We start from the raw sequence: 16861 nt of genomic DNA, 5'->3' as shown, positions 1-16861 counted from the left end.
AGTATACCCCAGGTTTATAGCTATCCTTTGGAAGGAGGAAGTTAGTCTTCATTTTACTTATACCCTGTTTTGGCACATCGATCTGCGATTTCACAACGTTGGTCGCAAAAAAGCATAAAATCAGATAAATATATTTATTTCTCAAAAATGCCATGGTGTTTGAATAGTTGAGCGCTTTCATTTTCTGGTATATTATATATTTGGTTAAAATCGGCTCACTATGATGTAAAACTACTTCATTAAGCAATCTGTAAGTAAATCGTTTTATTAACAAATATATCATAATTCAGATCAGCTGTTTTTACCGAAATGCATTTTATTTTTCTTTATTTGATAAATATTTTTGCCTAAGCGGCAGGAGCAGATTAATCTATTGAACCGGAGAAGATATAGGTGAGCATACCCGGAACATTTGCATGTGTATTTTGATAATCGCTTTGCGCAATTTCAAACCCCATTTTTTCAAGTAGTTTTACAGAAGGCGGGTTATCGCTGGATGGGCAAGCAATAATGGTTTTAATGCCCATTACCTCAAATGCATACCTGAGTATACAGGTAATAATCTCTACCATGATACCTTTACCCTGAAACTCAGGAAGCAACTCATATCCTAGTTCCACGGTCTCATTCTGAATATCAAAATTCCAGAGGCAGGCTGCTCCTATCATTGCGGCATCACCCTTATAAGAAGCAACCCAGTATATAGATTCATCATTATTGATCAGGTTGTCAATTTTATTGATGTATGCAACGGCTTCGTTAATATGAAGAAAGGGCGCCTTACCTGTTAAGGCAGCCACTTCAACATCCGAACGCAATTGATAAATTACCGGAGCATCTTCCAGCGAAAGTCTGCGAAGGACCAATCTGTCGGTTTCGAGTACAGGGAAAGTGGAAAAATCGAGTTGTTTCATCTGGTTAACTTAAGGAAGAATTGCTGCAGTCAAGATTATTATCTAGCGGAAGATAACGATTTTTCCATATGAATTAAAGTTTCTCGATCAGTACAAGGCGAATATAACCAATTACCACTTAAAGGTACTTGCTGGCAGGGAGCATCGACGCCGACTCACGGAAGAAAGCCCCAAAGCAGGGCCTGGCTTTACCTTTTAGGTAACCAAAAGGTAAAGAAAAGGTAACCAAAGGGTTAACCTGGGGTTAACTTGGTATAGAGAAAGGGTAAACAACAGGTACAGAAGGGGTAAATAAAATTTGCGTTTTTTTTGATTGTCCTATACAAAGTACCCTTGCGTTGCGGACAAAAAAAAACTCATTTACAATAATAAAATCATTGAAGTTGTATCATAAAAATAGAATTGTCATCCTGTCCAAAGGACTCCTACGGAGAGAGTAATTTATTTTATAAAAATCAAAATGGATGACAGAAGCTTTTTTTTTGTAGTGGTATGCTACGAAGAATAGTCATTGCGAGAAGGCTCTTTCAGCCGACGAAGCAATCTTACAACGATCGCTACTAGCGTGCGCATTAAGATTGCTTCGTTCCTCGCAATGACGACCTTTCTTAACAGATCTGTCAATGGTATTCTGTCTAATCTACAGATACAATTGCAGCGCACCTTTTTATGCTGAGCATACGAAAAGCGATAACCCTACTGCTATTGCTTTACCGATACATTTATCTGATAAAGCTTATCGTGCAAAGCTTTCATCTGTGCTTCAGAAAACTTGATATCTTTTCTATCATAGGTCATCAAGCCGTTGGTTTCTACTTCAACATCGGTAGTTTGAGTATACACTCCGGCAGAAAGCCCTAATGGGATTAATTCTGCTAAACGTTTCGTAAACTGCGCGTATTTATTAAACAAATCGATTTTGTTTTTAAAACTCTGATAGCCCCAGTTATTTTTCTGTTGCCACACGTGGCCATCAATAGGCAGGCCAAGCCCACCAAACTCGCCCAGTACAAGGGCATAGTCTTTTCCAAAATAATCAGGACTAGGCATAGCCGGATGTGGGTAATTGTGCAGGTCGATAATATCGCCAACCGGATAAAAATTACCTCCACTGGCCGTATTCACTAATCTTGAAGGATCTTTCTCTTTTGTCCATTTGGCAATTTCTACTGTTTTAAACTGCCCCCAGGCCTCATTGAAAGGTGTCCATACTACAATAGAAGGCACATTATAAAGTGCATCGATAATGGCATTCCACTCTTTTTTGTAATATCCTTCAGATTCGGCACTTCTGTTTTTATCCGATCCATGGTCTAAAATACCTGGGCGGTTTTCCCAGCCGTTACCCAGGTCGCCGCTTGGCATATCCTGCCAAACCAGCATACCTGCTTTATCGCAGTAGTAATACCAACGTGCGGGCTCTACTTTAATGTGTTTTCTGATCATATTAAAACCCATTTCTTTGGTTTTATCTATATCGAACTTTAAAGCGGCATTTGTTGGTGCAGTGTAAAGCCCATCTGGCCACCAACCCTGATCTAAGGGACCATACTGGAAAACAAATTCGTTGTTTAAGAGCATGCGCTGAATACCGTTCTGATCTTTGCCGATTGAGGTTTTGCGCATGGCAAAATAACTTTTCACCTCATCTACCTTTTTATTTTTAGAGATCAGCTCAACTTTCAGGTCGTATAAAAATGGATTTTTAGTATTCCAAAGTTTAGGGTTCGCAATTTTTAAACTGATTGCGCCAGTGCCATCAGTGGTCTGTTCAGCCACTTTGGTTGTACCATCCCATGCCGAAACCTTAACCTGATCTCCTGCAGCGGCACCTGTTAAAAATGGGCTAACCGTTACGGTTTGCTGATCGATATCAGGCGTTATTTTAATATGATCGATATGTATTTTGTTTACCGCCTCGATCCACACTGTTTGCCAGATACCGGTTACCGGGGTATACCAGATGCCCTCCGGTTTTTTTACCTGTTTTCCCCTTGGTTGAGGGCCTTCATCCGTCGGGTCCCAAACTTCTACGGTTAAAGTCTGGTTTCCACTCTTGTTTAAAAACGGCGTAATATTAAAACTGAAAGGATCGAAACCGCCTTCATGTTTACCTACCTCTTTACCGTTGATACTCACCGTACTTCTCCAGTCAACAGCACCGAAATGAAGCAAAATTTCTTTGCCTTTCATGCTTGCAGGCACAGTAAAGCTGGTTTTGTACCACAGCAAGCTATCTTTACCTACTGTTTTGCCAACACCCGAAAGGGAAGATTCTACCGCAAAAGGCACAAGGATTTTACCCTGATTAATTGCCGGCTGTTGTGATTTTGCAGAAATGGCATAATCCCAAAGTCCGTTGAGGTTTTTCCAGTTACCAGTACGCTCAAACTGGGGCCGCGGATATTCCGGTAATACATTTTTAGGATTGACTTCCTGGGCCCATGGTGAAGAGATTTTCCCTTTTACCATCGACCACGATTTGTCCTGCTGCTGCGCAGAAAGGGAAAGTGAGAGTCCCAGCAGCGAGAAAAGGATAGATACTTTTTTGTTCATTGGTTTAAATTTGTGTGTTAAAGTTGGGTTTGGCAACGCTATTGAGTTAAGTATTAACTAATGTCAGTCTGTCCAAAGGACTCCTTCGGAGAGCTTATCATCCTTCAACCCGGCTATCAAGGACATATTCTAAAAATCGGCGTCATCTCGACCGGAGCAAMGCGTAGTGGAGAGATCTTTGGACTAKATTAAAAGATCTCTCCACTACGGTCGAGATGACGATYSATTGTAAACCTGTCATCYAKCTCCTTTTTTTTGGCTAAATACTAACTTCTATAAATGAAAGAAGAATATGGTTTATTTGTTGTTAAGTTTTTTAATCAGGTTAACTTCATCCAGGCGGTACGGGGTACCATCGGGCTGAAAGATTTCGTGAAACCACTCAATCGGATCAGATCCATCGGCAAGCGGGGTATCCCATGCATATTTGGTGTTGGTTTTACCCGCAGCAAAACCCCAGTTAATGGCGCCTACATTTTCGTTTTTTAGCATCGGCAAAATGTTAGCGAAACGGCTATTGCGTGATCTCGCCATATATTCGGTACAGATTAATGGACGACCGCTGGCTTTTAACAGATCGATGGTTCTTTGGTGCCAGTCTGGTGCCTCATAGTTATGGTAGGTTACAATATCTGAGTTGGCCAGCTGTATTTCGTTAAGCTTTTCGAAACCCCAGCTCCACAATCCGATAGAAATCGGCTGATCGGGATTAACCGACCTTGCCCAGTTAATGGTTTTGGTTAACAAAGGTATGGTGGCTTCTAACTTTCCGCTATTTCCGGGTTCATTGTACAAATCCCATAACAGAATCCTTTTATCATGTGCAAAATAGGTAAGTACATCCTTTACATATTTTTCGAGTTCAGGGAAATTGGCTTCTTCTTTAAAAGCAGGATCGCCGGGATCTTGCAACCAGCCCGAATTGTGAATACCCGTTTTAGGCTCTGGCTGTTTACCAATGGCCGAAGTTTTATTCCAGCAATCGTCGAAAAAAACAAACATAGGTTTAATACCATGTTTTTGGGTAATGGTTAAAAATTTGTCCATTCTCTTTTTAAAACCTTCAGGATCCTGACTCCAGGCTTTACTGAATAAGAATACGCGCAGCGTGTTAAAACCGATTCCTTCGGCCCAGCCCAGTTCTTTATCGATCAGATCGGGTGAAAAAGTATCGGCCTGCCACATTTCCAGCTGGTTAATTGCATTGGAAGGAATGTAGTTGGCACCTGTTAACCATTTATGTTCTTTGTACCAGGCATTGGCTTTTTCTATCGACCAAACCTTTGCAGGTTCAGCACTTTTTTTTGTTTTTTGTGCAAAACCCAAGCTAATGTTAAAGCTCAAGACAGCAAGTAGCGCGTAGTTTTTTAAGTTCATATCGGTATATCTGATTTAATTTTTATTACGGTTAGCTGGTGATGTTATACTCAATCCGGCTTTTACAGGAGTTCCAAAATTTGGTGTACCATCGGCATTCCAGCTAAATTTTTGGGCCCGGGGCGATCGGAAACCTCCACAGCCCTGGCCCGGTTTATCATTGGCGTGATATAGGATCCAATCTTCTTTTCCATCCGGCGAAGAAAAAAATGAATTATGGCCCGACGCATAAACGCCATCTTTTGGCGATTGCTGAAAAACAGGCTGACCGGATTTTGTCCAGGAAGCAGGTTCGAGCAGATTGCTTCTAGCCGAAGCTGAAAGCATACCCAAAGCATAAAAATCTGTCCAACAGCCACTGGCCGAATAAATGATAAATATTTTATCACCATGCGGCAAAAACTGAGGCCCTTCGTTTACATCCACGTGCGCTCCTCCGCCAAGGTCTCCGATTTTTTCCCAGCTAAATTTGGGTGTAGAAATCTTCACCCGTTTACCCTCTACTGTCCAGGGGTTTTTAAGTTTGGCGATGAAAATTTCCTGCGTACATGGTTCCTGCAGGCGCGCGCCAAATGGTTTTCCGCTCCGCATCTCTTAAACCATCCAGGGTTTTGGTTTTCCAAAGATCTACACGGTTTCCTGTAGTATGGGTATAGTAATAATAACCATCTTTATAAAAGCTATATGGATCGGCACCCGATGGCAATAAAGGATTGGTAAATGTTTGTGCATGTAAACCTGTTACGTGTAACAGGCACAATGCGACAAACAGATATCTTATTTTCAAAGCATTCATTTTTAAATTCTTACGTCTTTTATATTTTTTGATCTGCGGCATTCCTTAATCTTTAAAAAAAGCGATTTCTTTTCTTAAATAGGCCTATTTTTATCTCAATATTTCTACAAATGCAATCAATTAATCTTTGCTGCGCTTTGCATTAAAAACCGAAAACTTTCGGGATAGATCTGCATGCGAAAACCTCCATTTTTCTCTTTTATAAAGGCAGCTTTGATTATAGCCGTAGCTCTTGGCGATACTTTATGATCTGAATGATGGGTATGAAAAACATATTGTAATGCTCCGCTTTTATCTATAAAGAAATCGCCATGCCCGGTGCCGTTTATTTTCAATACCTTTTTACTGATAATCGGGTTGCCCTGATACTTTATCCATGGTCCGGTAGCTGAGGTTGAGGTAGCATAACCCACTGCATAATCAGGATTTCTGAAATCATTAGCCGAATAAAAAAGATAGTAAAGATTTTCCTTTTTGATTACCGTTGGCCCTTCGGTTACCGGCCAATCGGTTTTCGCTGTATTTTCCCAGGGTGCTGTTCCTGATAAACAAAATTTTGTTGTTTCAGGGATTACATCAGAAAAATCATCTTTCAGTTGTGTTACAAAAATCCTGTTACCGTGATCGAGTTTTACATGGTAGAGGTAGTTTTTTCCATCTGTATCGGTAAATACAAAAGGGTCGATCTGCTTGCCCGTGCCTGAAATTGCTTTTAATTCTTCCTGGACAAAAGGCCCTGCCGGACTATTACTATGCGCAAAGGCAATCTGCTCATCGGCAGTATAAGCCATAAAATATGTTTTGCCTCTTTTAAATACCTGAGGCGCCCAAAAACCCTTGCTCCCAAAGGCATCGCCCTTTTTTAATGCAAATCCTTTATTTTTTCCGGTCGGTTTGGTCCAGTTTTTAAGGTCGCTGGATGAATAAACCAGAAAGCCTTCATCGCTACTTGTGCCATATAAATAATATACACCGCCATCCAAAAAAATCGTTGGATCGGCCAGATAAAGGGTGTCATTCAATGCCTTTTTGTACGGATTGGCAAATGCTTGCTGGTCCATAAAAAATACTGACACGCTTAAAAAAAAGGCAAAAAGATATTTCATTTAATATGATTTGCTAAGGGTAAGATAATGATTCTTTATAATGTGTAAAAGCATGCATGTCATCCTCAGGGTTAATTTATTGCGTAAAAGACAGGGGCTTTTTTTTTGCAGCGATAAGGCTGCGAGGAATCGTCATTGCGAGAAGGCTTTTTCAGCCGACGAAGCAATCTTACAACGATCGCTACTAGCGTGCGCATTAAGATTGCTTCGTTCCTCGCAATGACGACCTTTCTATAGGATCTGTCAATGATAGCTTATCGAAGGATTGGCTTAAATATATTTATTAAAGCGTTTCGACAAGCTCTCCGTAGGAGTCCTTTGGACAACGTGACAAGTTCCATTTAGATTTTCCTTCTAAAACACCTTCCTTGGTTAAAAACTTATTTTGGTTACAGGTGTAAAAACCAGGTCATCTACTCCTGCAATTTTGACCCCTATCCTGGCAAAAACATAATTTTGTGTCGGTACAATCGTAGGGATATTTACACTCATATTTAAGTTATTCAGGTCGGCAAGAGCTGCACCCGTAAGTTGTTGTGTCGCAATGTTATTGCCCCCATCTACAAACTGTGTTTTGTTGATATACAGCGATACACTTTCTATATCTTTTGCATTGGCATCGGTAATGATTTTTTCCAGTTTGCAGAATCCGTTCACTTTTCCAGATGCAGCTGTTAAACTAGCGCCGCGGATCATGTAGTAAGGCATTACTTCTATATCCATCACTTTGTTACCGCTAATGTTTACCGCGATGGTATCTTGTTTACCGGCTGCATTCTTTTTCCACAAAAACGGCCCCTGGTTTGGTGAGAAAACCAGTTTATAGTTGCCATCAAATAACTTAGCCGAAAAATTACCGTCCTGGTTAACGTTTACATTTAATGCGGAGTAATTGCCAAAACCAGATTGCCAAAGTTCGAAATTTACCTGGCCGTACTGCACATTGATTGCTTCGCCCTTATATACGATCCTTCCTGTAAAATCGGCTGCGGGCGCCTCGTAATTATCTTTTTTACAAGAGGAAAACAACACGGCTATAATTGCCCCTATGATGAAATAAAGTCTATTTTTCATGTCTGTATCTGATTATTGATTAGGGTTTCTGATAATTTTCGGGTTGCCGTTAAGTACATCCTGCCCGATTGAAGAGTAATAATTGCCGATACGGAAGCGGTGTGCTRCAGTTACACGGCTGGGTTTAATCACCTTAAAAATATACTTTAAATGATTTGCATTGCCCGGATTATAGTATTTATAGGGCCACAAACCAAACACTTGTGTGCTGGTACGTGTTGCGCTACCGATATTGCTGGCATTGGTAAAATCAGCAACCGACATATTGTTGCCGTTCCATACCTTATCGGCCAGTCTCCAACGTTTCATATCCCAAAGCTGATGTCCTTCAAAGGCGAATTCTACTTTACGTTCGTGTACAATACGGTCGAAAGTAATATCGGCCGGACTTAGTGCTGTGGTTAATCCTGCACGGTCTCTTACCGGTTTAATATAATTGGCTGCAGTAGCTGCATCGCCCAATTCAAAAGCAGCTTCGGCAGCATTTAACAATACCTCGGCATAACGGTAACGCACCCACCAGACATCACTTCGGGTACCAATCTGACCTGAACCTGTAGCAGGATCTAAATATTTACGCACGTAAAATCCTGATTGTGCGCTGAATTCAAGCCCATCAACAGGACCATCACCACCCACTACCTGCACCGAACCTGGGTTACCGGGAAGTACATTGCTTTTACTTTGCGCAAAATTGTCGCCCGTTACAATTGTACCATTTGCCAATTGATAGCCCGCCCATATATCAACTGTTTTACCTTTAAACTGTGTTCCCGGGAGAATTACAGTGCCGGCTAAACGTGCATCGCGGCCAGCAAAAATATCGGTGATATTGGTGTAATAAACCGGATTTCCGCTGCCATCAACAGCAGCCAAAGAGGCATAAGTATTATCTAGCTTTTCGAAAGACTGCACCAGATTTAACGAAGGGTTTAACCTTCCTCCCTGTGCTTCTTCGGCAGAAGAGCGCGGTTGGTTATCGATTGTAAAACCATGAACTTTATTGGTTTTCAATTTAAAATCTTTAGCAAATATTACTTCCGGATTGCTGCCTTTATCGGTAAAAAGGGCTGCAAAATTATCAGACAGATTTGGGTTCTTTTTGTAAAGCGAATATTTACCGCCATCGATAATTTCTTTTGCGGCATTTAAGGCTTTGGTAAAATAACCATTGGCCATTGCAGCAGGAATGCCAATCTCTCCACCTGGAAGGGTTAATTGGGCATTGCTATATTTGGCAATTGAACCTGCATAAAGTGCAGCTCTCGATTCCATGGCCAAGGCCGCAGCTTTTGTAGCCCTGCTTTGTATGGTTGCATTATCTGGAAGTATGGTTTTAACGGCTTCCAGTTCAGCAATCACAAAATCGTAAATTTCAGATTCCTTTGCCCTTGGATATTGCAGGTAACTTGGATCTCCGCTATAATCATAAGCCAGGGGAACAGTAATCAGCGGAACGCCGCCCATTCTTTTTACCATCTCGAAATAAACACCGGCCCTGATAAAACGCGCTTCAGCTAAAAAACGATCGCGGTCTTCAGCCTTTAAAGCGGTAGCTTCCTGCCCACGTTTAATAAACAGATTCAGGTCGTTTACAAGTCTGTAAACGCCTATATCCCAGTATCTCCATGCATCGTATCCATATTCCAGGTTCTGGTGGCGACCATAATCGCCGCCTGCTGAAGCAAAACCCTCATCAAAATCGGCAAATAACCACCATGATTCGATACGTTGAAAATCAGGGAAACGATCGTACAGATCGCCAACCACAGTAAGTACCAGGTTAGGGTCTTTCCACACGGCATCAATCGGCAGGGTACTGGTAGGTTGCTTATCCAAAAATTCGGAATCTTTTTTACACGACTGCGCAAAACTTAAACATGCAATGGCAGCAAATGCGTATATATATTTTTTCATTTGATTAGTCTTTTTCATGTTACAGCGTTAGTTTAAGGCCTATATTAAAGAACTTGTTCTGTGGATATTGCAATCCATTATCGTCTGCAATTTCAGGATCTACACCATAATCTTTCAGGTTATCGATAGAGAACAGGTTGTACCCGTTTACATATACCCTTGCATTCTGGATTTTGATTTTTTCTGCCCATCTTTTTGGAATGGTGTATCCGATTTCGAGTGTACGGGCACGCAGATAACGTACGTTGTGCAACCAGAAAGTTGAGTTTCTGGTGTTGTTACTATGATCGCGGTCATTAAAACGGATTGCAGGATATTTACCGGCCACCCATGGGCTGTTCAGGTCGTAAAGATTAGTATGGTGCCAACTGTCATCAGCAAAATTCTGTAGCAAAGCACCTCCGTTCTGGAATGCCCAGCGCTGYTCCCAGTTCTGGTTCCAGGAATACATGGCGCCACCAGAAAAATCGGCGGTAAAATCGAAGTTTTTATAAGAACCGCCAATGGTGAAACCAAAGCCGACGTTCGGCTGTCCCGTTGTGGTATAACCAATGGGTCTTTCATCTAAACCATCAATAATACCATCGCCATTCTGATCTTTGTAAATTAAATCGCCGGGCAATAAAGAGCGGTTGCCTTTTCCATCGATGTTAACTTTGTAATTATTGATTTCATCGATACTCTGGAACTGACCGGTTACTTCATAACCCCAAAATATATCGGCATATCTATCGGTACCATTACTTCTGTAATTCTCCCATGAGTTGCCAAAACGTGGTTTATATCTTTCTAAAAGTTTCTTTCTGCTAATGGAAATGTTTCCGCCGACATTGTAGTTAAACTCGCCGATTTTATCTCTGTAGTTTAAAGAGAATTCACCTCCAAACTGTGCATCGCTCTCCAGGTTTTCAACATTTAAAGGATACCCCAGTTCAATCGGAACAATCACGTCGTTTTTAATGGCGGGTAAACCAGAGCGTTTTCTATAAAAATAGTCTGCTGTTCCTGAAAGTTTACTGCCGAACATCGTAAAATCAAGGCCGATGTCGGTAATTTTGCTTTTAAACCAGCTTAGGTTATTGATAATCGGCCCCTTATCTCTTGAAGTAGTAATGTTTTTCCCATCCAATATCACGCTGCCCTGATTGTAGTTATAACCCGGGATATAAGCGAAAGGATCGATACCCACATCATCATCCCCTAATACCCCATAAGAAGCACGAAGTTTCAAATCGTTTAAGATATTGCTTTCTCCCAAGAGCGATTTCATAAATTTTTCTTGTGTAATTCTCCATCCAATTGATGCCGAAGGGAAATAACCAACACGTCTATCTGGAGCAAATTTCCAAGAGGCGTCTCTACGACCGGAAAGCTCGAGGTAATATTTATTGTCGTAGTTGTAATTTAACCTACCCACATAACCGATACGGGCCTGCTCTTCCTGTATATCAGCAAAATCCTGCCCATCCATATCGGCAAACTGCAGCACAGGTAAAATATTAGTTTGTGGTACAGCATGCTGAAAGGTATAAGTTCTAAAACGATCCAAGCGCTCGGCTACCAATACCCCACCAACGGTATGTTTGCCAAAAGTGCGGTTATAATTGGCCTGAAGCTGATAGGTATTGGTGTATACTTTTTCATTTCTGCGCTCTCTGTATGGGTTTGAACTGCCTACTTTTTGTTCGTAAATGCCCGTTTCCGGATGGTAGGTATATACATTATAGGTATACTCATGTCCATTAATTACGTTATCGGCAATGTAATAAGAATATAAACCTTTTATTTCCAAACCCTTTATAGGCGTTTCATAAGAGGCTGATAAATTGGTCTGTAAAACCCTCCAGTCTGATTTCCAATAACCGCTTAAAGCTTTACTCTGAACAGCGAACTGCTCGGTATTGTGCCCGATATCGTTCGGATAATTCGGATTGCCATTGGCGTAAGCCTGCTCAGTAGGTCTGTTTCTCAACAAGGCAAAACGGGCAGCCCAGTAATCATCTCCTCCCGGTACACCTGGTTGATCGCGGCTTTCGATACGGCCATTGATGAGCATACCCACCTTAAAACGATCGGTGATTTTAGCCTCAATATTACTCTGGATATTGGTCCGGTTGAAATCGAATTCCCTTGCTGTTCCATATACGCCCTTCTGATCTAAACGGGTAGCAGAAAAGTAATAGTTTACCCGGTCACTTCCACCCGAAGCGCTTAGGTTTACTGAAGTTTGGGGTGCGTTAGGTGCAATGATAATGTCTTTCCAGTTCTGGCTTTGATAGCCATACTCTGTACCCGCTTTCCATTTATCCAGTTCGGCCTGGGTAATACTGGTTGCGCCGTTCTGGTTCATTTCTGCAGTAGCCTGTCCCACTTTCCATTGGTAAGCATTGGTCGTTTCCGGGAAACGTACCCAGTTCTGCCAGCCTGTGTAAGCATCAACGCTAAAAGTATTGCGGGTACTGTTTTTTCCCCTTTTTGTGGTTACCAAAATTACACCATTTGATGCCCTACTACCATAAATAGCAGCCGACGCATCTTTAAGCACACTGATGCTTTCGATATCATTAGGCGAAATATTATTGAACTGGCCAGCATCCTGTTGAATACCATCGATAACATAAAGTGGATTACCCATATTACGGATCTGGATATTGGCGCTCGCACCAGGTCTTCCGTCAGGCATCCTGAAAGATACACCTGGTAGCTTTCCGGCCAAGCCTGTACTCACGGTAGAACCGCCATGCACTTTTTCGAGATCTTTGCTGCTGATTGATGAAATGGCGCCCGTAATGGCTTCCTTTTTTTGTGTGTTGTAGCCCACCACAATAACCTCTGACAGATCGTTGTTAGATGGCTTAAGGCTAACATTAATTTGCGTACGGCCAGCCAATGCTACTTCCTGATTGGCATAGCCCACATAAATAAAGATCAGGGTAGCATTTTTATCGCTTACCTGAATTTTGAATTTTCCATTGCCATCGGTAGTTACCCCCGTGTTGGTACCTTTAACTTTAATACTGGCGCCAACAACCGTTTCGCCCTTTTCGTCGGTTACTGTTCCGGCAACAGATGTTTGCTCCTGGGCACTGAGCTGAAAGGAAAGTAAGATTAAGGTGATGGAAGTAAAAATAGCGGAGAGGACTTTACGTTTCAAAAACATTTTTTGAAGCGGATACCAATCCAGGCAGACAAAGCCACCATAAGAGAATAAACTTCTTTYCATATTAGGTTAGGGATTTGGTTAGTTATAGAAGTAAATGGATTTAGTTCTATTTAATTCTTATCCAAAGATTCGGTTTTTAGCTTTTCAGAGGGATACGCATTTGTATCAATCTTTCTTCATTTTGTCTCGATTTGTATTGAAGGAGTCTGTTTAGCCACGGAAACTCAGAAACACTGAAAATGCCGCTCAATGCGTCATCCTGAGGTTTAATTTATTTTATAAAAATCACTAAAGATAACATAGAAGTTCAAGGAGATAGCTCTCTCAGCTTTCGTCATTTCGAGCGAAGTGCAACGCAGTCGAGAACCCGAAGGCTCAGCGAAGCTAAATCTACCTAGATAGATCTCTCCATTTCGCTGCACTCCAGTCGAGATGACGATGTTTTTTATTAAAGTCTATCAATGGTAGTTCAGCTCAGGATCTTAAGCAACAGTTTTTTTTGGAAACGATGGGGCGGGCACATTTCGGTTAAGGAAGCCCTGCTATCACTCCAAGTCCTCTCCCGATAGAAAAAATCGGGATCCGGGCTTTACGTTTTATCAGGTTTATTTAACGCAGGCCTTTAGTGCTATTGAAATCAGACTTTGCAGATTTTATACGCTGGGTTTTGCGTTAGGGATTGTAAGGGTTCAGTACCGATCCTTCATCGGTACCGGAGCGAAGCGCAGCCCTGCAAAGCCCGACCTTTGCGCAGCTTAGGTAACGCCCGGATTAGTCTGCAATTGGCAGTTTACAGTTTTCAAGTCTATAAAAAGCGTACACTCAGATTAGTCTGCAATTGGCAGTTTACAGTTTTCAGGTCTATAAAAACTGAGTTTCTTAAATCTTTAAGGTTCTCCCAAATAAAAATGGAATCTGTCTCAATCTTTCTACTTATCCGCTCAAATTCAATTTAGCCTGAAAGCAAAGCATTTCTTTAATATATTTGATGCTGCTGACCAAGATATCTTGAAAAAACTCTTCATCCTTTTATGTCTTTTGTTTTCGGTCCACCTGCTGTGGGGGCAACCTTATTATTTCAGGCATTACCAGGTAGAAAACGGACTTTCTAATAATACCGCCTTTTGCAGTGTGCAGGATGGAAACGGTTTTATGTGGTTTGGCACGAAAGATGGCTTAAACCGGTTTGATGGTTATTCTTTTAAAACCTATCGCCACGACCCAGACCAGGCTGGCAGTTTAGGCAACGATTTAATCTATGCACTTCACCACGACCGGGAGCAAACACTTTGGGTAGGTACCAACAGCGGCGTGTACCAATACAATCCGGCAAAAGAAAGCTTCAGCATCATCAAAGAAACCAAAGGGATGCGGATTATAGATCTGGCCAGCGATCAGCGTGGAAATTTATGGATCTTGTCTTCATTCAAAATATACCTCTATCAAAAGCGCAGTAAGAAAGTACAGGCTTTTACCCATAATGCACCTTTTGATGCCTCACTGGTAACGGTTTTAAAAGATGGCAGCGTATGGATCAGTACCGGAAAGGGGACGCTGGAAAAATACAATCCAAAAGCGAATAATTTTCAGCGTTTTAACATCAACGGTAAAAATGCAAAAATAGAATACGGCTGGGTATCCAGAATTGCGGAAACCGAAAATGGCAATTTATTGGTCGGCACCACCAATCAGGGGGTCAAGCTCTTTAATCCGGTAACCTTGGCATCAAAAAATATACTGCGGTTAAACGACGACCAAACACCAATTTTTGTACGGGATATCAAAAAAACAGGGCCTCATGAGTTTTGGATTGCCACCGAATCGGGCATTTACATTTACAATGACGAAAACGGAGCGATTATCCATATTAAAAAACAGTACAATAACGATTATTCTTTAAGCGATAATGCCGTTTACACCATCTGTCTTGACCGCGAAGGAGGCGTTTGGGCGGGCACCTATTTTGGCGGTGTAAACTACTATTCGAGCCATACTTCCCTGTTTACCAAATACTTTCCGCAAAAAGGTACAAACTCGATCAGTGGAAGTGACGTAAGGGAAATTACCAGGGATGGTAACGGAAATTTCTGGATCGGTACGGAAGATGCGGGGCTGAACAAACTTGACGTAAAAACAGGAATATTTAAACACTTTTTGCCCGATGGAAAACCCGGAAGCATTGCCTATTCCAATATCCACGGTTTATTGGTTGATGGTGACAAGCTCTGGGTTGGCACTTTCGAACATGGACTGGATGTTTTAGACCTGAAAACAGAAAAGGTAATTAAACACTACCAGGCAGGTGTTGGAAATGCCTTACGCACCAACTTTATTGTTACTTTTTGTAAAACACGGTCTGGCGAAATTTTAGTTGGGACCATTAATGGGATTTACCGCTATAACCGCAAGCGCGATGATTTTGAGCCTATCGCCGGCCTTCCCTTTATTTTTTACTATTCGATTATTGAAGACAGCAAGGGCAATATCTGGGCGGGCAGTTTTAATGATGGTTTATTTCAGTTTAACTTATCCAAATCAGGCTATGTGAACTACCGAAATAGCCCGACAGATGCGAAAAGTTTAAGTCATAACACCGTAAATAGTGTTTTTGAAGATAGTAAACAACAGATTTGGGTAACCACAGACGGTGGTGGACTTTGCAGGTTTGATCAGAAAACACATCAGTTTAAGCGTTATGGTATAAAAAATGGTTTTCCCAGTAATTACCTTTTCCGCATTGAAGAAGATGCCGCAAATAAGTTTTGGATTAGCAGTACCAGGGGCCTTATCCATTTTGACCCCTCCACGGGTTTAAACAAAACCTATACTAAAGCCAACGGATTGCTTACCGATCAGTTCAACTACAGTTCTGCCTATCAGGATGAGGATGGCCGAACCTATTTTGGGAGCGTAAAGGGGCTGGTCAGCTTCAATCCGGCCAACTTAAAAGCAACATCATACGAAACTCCAGTATTTTTAACCGGATTTCAGATCAACAGCTTAGAAATGGGTTTAAATGGGGCAGATTCTGTTTCTGATCAATCGATCGTTTATGCCGATACCATCGAACTTAACTACAACCAATCTTCTTTTAGTATCGATTTTGCGGCATTAAGCTATCTCTCACCCGAAATGACGGAATATGCCTATAAAATGACAGGGCTTTATAAAAACTGGGAATATTTAAAAACCAACAGGAAGGTTTATTTTACAAAACTTGCTCCTGGGAATTATATTTTTGAAGTGAAAGCATTGGTTGAAGGAAGTAGTACCTGGAGCACCAAAAATGCGAAGTTACTGATCAAAATCCGTCCTCCTTTTTACCTCAGCCCCGTGGCGTATCTGTTTTATCTGATCGCGGCAGGTGGAATTATCTTCTTTCTGGTACGAAGCTATCACCGAAAAATCGCATTAAAAAACAGCAGGCGGATGGAAGTTTTTGAGCATGAAAAACAAAAAGAAGTGTATCAGGCGAAAATCGAATTCTTTACCAATGTTGCCCACGAAATCAGAACACCCCTTACACTGATTATCGGACCGATGGAGAAACTGATTAAACAGGCTGATGCCGTACCCGCGATAGAAAAGAATTTACGGATTATGGAGCGAAACACCGATAGGCTGCTCAAATTGACCAATCAGTTACTGGATTTCAGAAAAACCGAAACCAGCGAATTTTCATTAAATTTCGTAAAAGCCGATATTTCAGAAATCCTGAAAGACGTATTTCTTCAGTTTCAACCTGCTGCAGAACAGCATGAGATGAAGTATAACCTTCATTTACCTGAGAAAAAGCTCCTTGCCTATATCGACGTAGAGGCCTTTTACAAAATGATCAGCAATTTGGTAGACAATGCCATTAAGTACGGAAAAACCATGGTACAGATCAACTTATCATTGCAGGAAGGCGATAAGTTTGCTGTGATGGTAAAAAACGATGGACATCGCATCCCAATTG

Annotated in this window: 11 protein-coding genes; 1 reads left to right on the top strand and 10 read right to left on the bottom strand. The window is 41.5% G+C overall.

Features of this window, described 5'->3' with window-relative positions:
* The 10 genes from AC1DND_RS07420 to AC1DND_RS07375 form a co-directional block, all read right to left on the bottom strand.
* Positions 1–181: hypothetical protein (locus tag AC1DND_RS07420; protein WP_477580397.1), on the bottom strand; the 181-nt coding region annotated here is incomplete at its 3' end.
* 184 nt (positions 182–365) lie between these two features.
* Entirely contained in the window at positions 366–914 is a 549-nt protein-coding gene (locus tag AC1DND_RS07415; RefSeq protein ID WP_477580395.1) for a GNAT family N-acetyltransferase, read from the bottom strand.
* A gap of 702 nt (positions 915–1616) precedes the next feature.
* Positions 1617–3470, bottom strand: a complete 1854-nt coding sequence (locus AC1DND_RS07410) for a glycoside hydrolase family 2 protein (protein WP_477580393.1) — start codon at positions 3468–3470, stop codon at positions 1617–1619.
* 297 nt (positions 3471–3767) lie between these two features.
* Positions 3768–4847, bottom strand: a complete 1080-nt coding sequence (locus AC1DND_RS07405; protein ID WP_477580391.1) for a glycoside hydrolase 5 family protein — start codon at positions 4845–4847, stop codon at positions 3768–3770.
* 15 nt (positions 4848–4862) lie between these two features.
* Complete coding sequence (locus AC1DND_RS07400; protein WP_477580389.1) at positions 4863–5336, bottom strand: family 43 glycosylhydrolase; 474 nt, start codon at positions 5334–5336, stop codon at positions 4863–4865.
* A 28-nt stretch (positions 5337–5364) separates the two neighbouring features.
* Positions 5365–5634 (bottom strand): hypothetical protein, encoded by a 270-nt coding sequence (locus AC1DND_RS07395; protein ID WP_477580387.1) that lies wholly within the window; start codon positions 5632–5634, stop codon positions 5365–5367.
* A gap of 125 nt (positions 5635–5759) precedes the next feature.
* The gene (locus AC1DND_RS07390) at positions 5760–6749 is read right to left on the bottom strand and encodes a glycoside hydrolase family 43 protein (protein ID WP_477580385.1); all 990 of its coding nucleotides are present in this window, start codon (positions 6747–6749) and stop codon (positions 5760–5762) included.
* A 372-nt stretch (positions 6750–7121) separates the two neighbouring features.
* The gene (locus tag AC1DND_RS07385) at positions 7122–7823 is read right to left on the bottom strand and encodes a DUF3823 domain-containing protein (RefSeq protein ID WP_477580383.1); all 702 of its coding nucleotides are present in this window, start codon (positions 7821–7823) and stop codon (positions 7122–7124) included.
* Between the two features lie 12 nt (positions 7824–7835).
* Positions 7836–9740: a RagB/SusD family nutrient uptake outer membrane protein gene (locus tag AC1DND_RS07380; RefSeq protein WP_477580381.1), complete on the bottom strand. Its 1905-nt coding sequence runs from the start codon at positions 9738–9740 to the stop codon at positions 7836–7838.
* A 19-nt stretch (positions 9741–9759) separates the two neighbouring features.
* A complete protein-coding gene (locus AC1DND_RS07375; protein WP_477580379.1) occupies positions 9760–12963 on the bottom strand; it encodes a SusC/RagA family TonB-linked outer membrane protein in 3204 nt (1067 codons plus the stop codon).
* A 948-nt stretch (positions 12964–13911) separates the two neighbouring features.
* On the opposite strand from AC1DND_RS07375, the gene AC1DND_RS07370 reads away from it, so the two are divergent.
* On the top strand, positions 13912–16861 hold a 2950-nt coding region (locus AC1DND_RS07370), incomplete at its 3' end, for a ligand-binding sensor domain-containing protein (RefSeq protein WP_477580377.1).

Source organism: Pedobacter sp. 01N416 (assembly GCF_056399685.1).
This window is presented reverse-complemented; position numbering and strand designations above follow the sequence as displayed.